Origin of the sequence: Flavobacterium ajazii, from assembly GCF_010614725.1 — a bacterium.
Lineage (GTDB): Bacteria > Bacteroidota > Bacteroidia > Flavobacteriales > Flavobacteriaceae > Flavobacterium > Flavobacterium ajazii.
In genome coordinates, this window is sequence record NZ_JAAEHL010000001.1 from 699382 (window position 1) to 706682 (window position 7301).

Sequence of the window (7301 nt, forward strand, 5' to 3'; positions counted from 1 at the left end):
ATTATCAATAATTACCAATCAGGATGCCACAGGATAGCAAATTCACAAAAGCTTTTTATTTTTACTAAATTAGCTTTTAAACAAAACAGACCTGATTTCATTACTATCAGGAGTACATTCTATCAACCATTGAACACAGACTTATAATGAAACTTTCGAAAATCCTGATTTCTTTTTTATGTATCCTTTGTTTTATTTTCAATTCATTTTCCCAAAAGTCAGACAAATCTCCCTGGCCAGATTCCAGTAATATCAATCAGCCATGGACTCGTTGGTGGTGGATGGGAAGTGCCGTAGACAAACCTAACTTAAAAAGAAGTCTTATCGATTTTCATAAAGTTGGAATTGGAGGTGTAGAAATCACACCTATATATGGTGTGAAAGGAGAAGAAAATAATTTTATTGATTATCTGTCGCCAAAATGGATGGATATGCTTGATTATACTATTCATGTAGCAGACAGTCTTCACATGCAGGTAGATATGGTTTTGGGTACTGGATGGCCTTATGGAGGCTCTCATGTTACATTGCCTCATGCCGCCTCAAAACTGATTGTGGAAAAATACGATCTAAAAAAGAACGAAACGATAGACCGTACTATTAAAGTCGAAAACACTAAAGAAAAAACTCCTGCTGAACTTTTATATGTGGTAGCTTATGGTAAAGACGGGAGTTATGTAAACCTGACAGATCAATTGCAAGGTAAAAATTTACTCTCAAATGATAAAGGTATTGAAGGTGCTCACATAGCGCTACCAAACACATTAGAGCCAAACAAATTAAAATGGAAGGCTAAAAAAACAGATTATACTATATATGCTGTTTTTAGTGGAAAAACCGGTCAACAGGTAAAAAGAGCAGCTCCTGGGGGCAGTGGATATACTTTAGATCACTATTCTAAAGAGGCTTTAGAAGCTTATGTTGTCCCTTTTGATAAAGCTTTTAAAGGCCGCGAAGGAAAAATAAGAGCTATTTTTAATGACAGTTATGAAGTATACGGAACTGATTTTACACCTAAGTTTTTTGACGAATTCAAAACCAGAAGAGGATATGATTTGAAACAACAACTTTCTGTTATACTTAGTGATACTGATGACGAAATCAGCAACCGAATCAGAAGTGATTACAGACAAACTTTATCCGATTTATTATTGGATAAATTTGATAAATCATGGACAACATGGGCTAATAGTAAAGGTTTCAAAACTAAACTGCAAGCTCACGGTTCTCCTGGGAATTTAATCGATTTATACGCTTCTGCTGATATTCCGGAATGTGAAACTTTTGGTTCAATGCCATTTGACATCCCGGGTTTCAGACGTGAAAAGGAAGATATCCGTGAAGGTGATGCCGATCCTGTAATGCTTAAATTTTCATCATCAGCTGCTCATATCTCAGGAAAAAATCTGGTTTCATCTGAAACTTTTACGTGGTTAAGAGAACATTTTAAAACCGCTTTATCACAATGTAAACCTGAAGCGGAAGATTTAATGCTAAATGGTGTGAATCATATTTTTCTTCATGGTTCAACTTATTCACCGGACAGAGCTGTATGGCCGGGCTGGAAATTTTATGCTTCTGTAAATTTTAATGCAAATAACAATATATGGGAAGATGCTCCTTCTCTATTCTCCTATATTGCAAACTGTCAGTCAATGCTGCAGCAGGGAAAACCTGATAATGAAATTTTGTTATACTGGCCTATTTTTGATACCTGGGACAAATATCATAAAGGAACTTTATTTTTTCAGTTTAAAATACATTCTTTAGACGAATGGCTGCACGGAACTGCTTTTTACAATACTACTAAAGAGTTAATGAAAAAAGGCTACGGAGTCGATTTTATTTCTGATAATTTTATTACCGAAGCAAAAGTAGTTAACGGAAACATCAGTCTTCCGGGCGGTACTTTTAAATCATTAGTTGTTCCTGCATGTAAAAAAATGCCTCTTGCTACTTTGCAAAAACTGATTGAATTACAAAAAGCCGGAGGCAAAATTATTTTTGAAGGATTACCTGAATCTGTTCCCGGTTTTAATGATTACAAAAAACAGGAAACAAAACTTCAGGCTGTTTTAGCCGAAAATAAAGAAATCGTAAAACCTGTTTCGAATATTATTGAAACATTAGAAAATGCACAAATATATCCTGAAACGCTTGTTAGTACCGGTTTAAAATTCATTAGAAGAAATGTAGATGGTGAAAAAATATATTATCTGGTAAATCATACTCCAAAAACAATTGACGATTTCATTCCGTTGCAAATCGGTAATAAAGAAGTTATCATTTTTGATCCATTAAACAGAGAATTTGGAAATGCTGTCGTTAAAAAATCAGACAATACAACTTTGGTTAAAATCAAAATTGAACCAGGACAATCTTACTTTTTAAAAACAGAAAACACAGCTTCGCAAAAAAAGTGGAACTATTACGAATCCGCTGCTGATCCAATTATCTTAAAAGGAAACTGGAAAATCAATTTTGACAAAGGCGGGCCTAAATTACCTTCAGCTACAACAGTTTCTAATCTGGAATCATGGACTAAATTAAGCCCGGAAGCCGAAGCATTTTCAGGATCTGCAACTTACACACTTGAATTTGACAATCCAAATACTAAAACAGAATCCTGGAGTTTAAATCTGGGAGATGTTCGTGAAAGTGCAAAAGTCTGGTTAAATGATCAATTTATTGGTACTGCATGGTCTGTTCCTTACAAACTGAACATCGGAAAATTAAAGAAAGGAAAAAACACTTTGAAAATTCAGGTAACTAATCTTTCTGCAAACCGAATTATAGATAAAGAATTAAAAGGCGAAGAATGGAAGATTTTCTATGAAATCAATATGGTAGACAAAGATTATAAAAAATTTGACGCTACAAAATGGAGTCCAATGCCATCCGGATTATTAGGCCCTGTTACAATTACACCTTTAAAACAACAAAATTAATTTCTCAATAATAATAAAATGAAAAAGTTACTTTTAGTTTTCGCTATATGCTTTTTATATACGAATACCACAAATGCTCAACAGCCTTTTGACAAAAAACTGGTACTAAAACAGATGATTTTGGCCAATGATTATTTTATGCAAAAATGGCCGGAAACAGGTAAAACCATTATCACCAACAAAGAACGTCCAAGCAACATCTGGACCCGTGGTGTTTACTATGAGGGATTAATGGCTTTACATGAAATTTTCCCAAAAGAAGCTTATTACAAATACGCCTATGATTGGTCGGAATTTCATAAATGGGGTTTTAATGGAGGAAACGTAACTCGCAATGCAGATAACTACTGTGCTGCTCAAACCTATATTGATTTGTACAATTTAGAGCCGGATGCTAAAAAACTAAAGAATACAAAAGCAAATATTAATATGCTTTTAAATACTCCTCAATTAGATGACTGGTCATGGATTGACGCTATTCAGATGGGAATGCCTGTTTTTGCAAAAATGGGTGTTTTAGAAAAAGATAACCGTTATTTCGAAAAAATGTACCAAATGTATATGTATTCCAGAAACAAACATGGTGATAACGGGCTTTTCAATCCAAAAGACGGTTTATGGTGGCGTGATGCCGATTTTGATCCTCCATACAAAGAACCAAACGGTGAAGATTGTTACTGGAGCCGTGGAAACGGTTGGGTAATTGGTGCTTTAGCAAAAGTATTGACGATAATTCCTCAAAATGCTCCTCACAGAGATCAGTATATAAAAGATTTAAAAACGATGGCTACTGCTTTAGTTCCTATCCAAAGACCTGACGGATTCTGGAATGTAAGTTTACATGACCCAACCAATTTTGGCGAAAAAGAAACATCAGGAACTGCTTTATTCGTTTACGGAATAGCATATGGTATCAATAACGGAATTCTAAAAAAAGAAACATATTTACCTGTAATCGAAAAGGCCTGGAACGCTATTACAAAAGATGCTTTGCATGATACCGGATTCTTAGGGTATCTACAATCTACAGGAAAAGAACCAAAAGACGGACAGCCATTATCTTATGATAAAATTCCTGATTTTGAAGATTACGGATTAGGTTGTTTTTTATTAGCAGGATCAGAAATTTATAAAATGAAATAATGAAAAAAGCATTCTTCTATTTTATTTGTATGGGAATAAGCTTTTCTGCTTTCTCTCAGAAAAAGGAAATTCCGCTATGGGATAAAGTTCCTGATGTCATTGAATCTAAAGAATATACAGAGAAAATAGTTACCAATAAAGATGGAATTGCTGTAGATGTCCGCAAAGTAACTACGCCTACCCTTACAGCCTATTTTGCAGATCCCGAAAAATCAAACGGAACATCTGTTATAATATGTCCCGGAGGCGCTTACGGAATGCTTGCCATTGACAAAGAAGGTTATAAAGTTGCAGAATGGTTTAACAGTTTAGGAATTAATACTTTTGTTTTAAAATACAGATTACCAAGCGATTTAATCATGAAAAACAAAACTGTTGCACCTTTACAAGATGCTCAGGAAGCTGTTCGTCTGGTTAGAAGAAACGCTGTAAAATGGAAACTGGATCCCAACAAAATTGGTTTTATGGGATTTTCTGCCGGAGGACATTTGGCTTCAACTTTGGCAACGCATTATAATGATAAGGTTTACACTCCTTCAGATACCATAAGTGCAAAACCTAATTTTTCAATTTTAATTTATCCAGTAATTTCCATGCAGGAAGGTGTTACACACCAGGGTTCAAAAGATAATTTATTAGGTAAAAATGCACAGGGAGAAATAGTCGAAAAATATTCTAATGAAAAGCAGATAACTGCTGAGACTCCAAAAACATTTTTAATTCATGCTACTGATGATAAAGCTGTTCCTGTAGAAAATAGCATAAATTATTATTTAGCTTTAAAAAAAGAAAAAGTTCCGGCAGAAATGCATTTATATGAAAACGGAGGTCATGGTTTTGGTCTTGGCGTAAAAGGTACCAATGCATACTGGCCTGAAACCTGCAAGAAATGGCTGACTGTTAACAATTACACCTTAAAATCTGATGGTTATGTATTCACCTATTTTAAAGGGAATGGTGAAGATGGTCTTCATTTGGCTTACAGCGAAGATGGTTATAAATGGAACACCTTAAAAAATGACACATCCTTTTTGACGCCAGAAGTTGGAAAAGATAAACTTATGCGGGATCCTTGCGTAATAAAAGGAGGAGATGGTTTATATCACATGGTATGGACGGTCAGCTGGACAGATAAAGGTATTGGCTATGCTTCTTCAAAAGATTTGATTCACTGGTCAAAACAGGAATTTATTCCGGTTATGGCACATGAAGAGAAGACAAGAAATACCTGGGCTCCAGAAATTACGTATGATGAAAAATCTAAAACCTACATGATTTACTGGGCTTCTACTATTGACGGAAAATTTCCTGAAACCAAATCAGAGGAAGAAAAAGGATACAATCACAGAATTTATTATATCACAACAAAGGATTTTAAAAAATTCTCTAAAACCAAATTGCTTTACGAACCTGGTTTTAATGTCATTGATGCTTCTATTGTAAAAACAAACAAAGGCTACACCATGTATTTAAAAGATGAAACTAAAGTACCGGTTCAGAAAAATTTAAAAATAGCGACCAGCAAAAAACTGGAAGGCCCGTACACAAAAGCAAGTGAGCCTATCACAGGAAATTACTGGGCTGAAGGACCAACTGCAATCCAAATAGACAATCAGTGGATTGTTTACTTTGATAAATACACCCAGAAAAAATACGGAGCTGTTAAACAAACCTCTAAAGGTTGGGAAGATATCTCAGAACAGGTAAGTTTTCCTAAAGGTACACGCCATGGAACTGTCATTAAAGTTTCTGCAGCTGAAATAAATGCTTTAAAAAAAGAATAGAATTTTACATATTTCAGAATATAAGTCCCCTTTAAATTTACCCATACTATTAAATTAAACTTTGATTTTTCTTTCTATAATTTAACAAAAGGTTGTCCGAAAAAATATAGGACAACCTTTTTTTATTCTAAAATATTTGTATACATGAAAGACATAATTACATATTTTGACTTTTTTGTACACTTCCGATTCTTTGACAAGAGACTAATATGTTCTTCATTTAAAGTCTGATTATAAAAATTGATTATATTTTCAGTATTACTAAAGTACGGCAATAAATTACAGAATTTTAAACCCGGATATAAGATTAATGAATTTCTAAATCTGTCTTTTACAACTATGTAAGAATAATAAAATATAATTTTATCCGAATATGTTTGCAAAAGTAAATTTAAGCCCTATTTTTGAAAATAAATTCTTACTTATTAGTCAGCGAACAACTTATGGCACATTTTTCAGAACAAGTACATATCAGTATAGGGAGTTTTACCCAAAACGTAGTTTATCATAATTTAGAAGTGTCACAAAAGATGGCAGATCATCATCACTTTTCTTTTGTATGGCAATATACCGGCAAGGCAATCATAAATCCGGCAGATCAGGCAAAGGCATTGAGAACGTACCTTGGCGATGAAGTTATTTTTACCTTTAAAAGTCTTACCGGAATCCGATTGATGAGCAAAGGAATCATTACAGAGCTCTCCTCCATAGATCTTCATGGCAGTGCCGAAGGATTACATGTAAAAGGCGTCAGCCACAGTATCGTTCTGGATGATATGAAAAAATCAAGGACCTACCAACAAAGGGGGATGGATGATATCGTATTGGATATTTTAGCAGAAGGTCCGGGAGAATTCTATGAAAGAGATGCTATAAAATCTACTTATCTCCAGGAGTTCAAATACATGGCTCAGTATAATGAAACCAATTTTGATTTCTTAAAACGATTAGCGAAACGTTACGGACAATGGTTCTATTTTGACGGAATGCGAATGCAGTTCGGACAGACCAAAACCAGTAAAATAAAACTTATTAATGGAGCATCATTACATAGTTTTAAAATTCAGACCAACATGGCTTCCCATAAAATTTCTTTGGGAGGTTATGATTACAATAGCGCTTCAAATATTCGTAATGCCTCAGCAAGAACATCTGCAGGAAGCAAAGACAGTTTCTCTGCTGTTGTAGGGCACAATCAGGGAACCGTTACCCAAAACGACCTGAGTAATGGAGCTTATACCACCAACGCCCAAAGCAGCGAAGAAATCGAAGAAATGGTCAAATTGCAAACAGCAGGAAGTGATGCTAATAGTGTGTATTATAGCGGAATATCCTATTTTCCATTAGGGCTTGGACAGGTTTTTAGCATCATAAACCAAATCGTAGAGCATGAGCTCATTGTGACAGAAGTAAAACATATTTCGCA

4 protein-coding genes are annotated in these 7301 nt (G+C 34.6%); all 4 read left to right on the forward strand.

Annotation, left to right across the window (positions count from 1 at the left end; translation table 11 throughout):
* Positions 1 to 146: 146 nt before the first annotated feature.
* Positions 147 to 2948 carry a glycosyl hydrolase gene (locus GWR14_RS02580; RefSeq protein ID WP_163407430.1) on the forward strand — a complete coding sequence of 934 codons (2802 nt, stop codon included), beginning with the start codon at positions 147 to 149 and terminating at the stop codon, positions 2946 to 2948.
* Between the two features lie 18 nt (positions 2949 to 2966).
* Positions 2967 to 4091, forward strand: a complete 1125-nt coding sequence (locus GWR14_RS02585; protein WP_163407431.1) for a glycoside hydrolase family 88/105 protein — start codon at positions 2967 to 2969, stop codon at positions 4089 to 4091.
* Complete coding sequence (locus tag GWR14_RS02590; RefSeq protein ID WP_246236266.1) at positions 4091 to 5875, forward strand: prolyl oligopeptidase family serine peptidase; 1785 nt, start codon at positions 4091 to 4093, stop codon at positions 5873 to 5875. The genes GWR14_RS02585 and GWR14_RS02590 overlap by 1 nt, the downstream gene beginning before the upstream one ends.
* Positions 5876 to 6318: 443 nt before the next feature.
* On the forward strand, positions 6319 to 7301 hold a 983-nt coding region (locus GWR14_RS02595), incomplete at its 3' end, for a phage late control D family protein (RefSeq protein ID WP_187356519.1).

Bases quoted from the DNA above. Each gene is read 5' to 3' on its own strand.
- GWR14_RS02590 (WP_246236266.1), top strand. From the start codon at position 4,091: ATGAAAAAAGCATTCTTCTATTTTATTTGTATGGGAATAAGCTTTTCT.
- GWR14_RS02580 (WP_163407430.1), top strand. From the start codon at position 147: ATGAAACTTTCGAAAATCCTGATTTCTTTTTTATGTATCCTTTGTTTT.
- GWR14_RS02585 (WP_163407431.1), top strand. From the start codon at position 2,967: ATGAAAAAGTTACTTTTAGTTTTCGCTATATGCTTTTTATATACGAAT.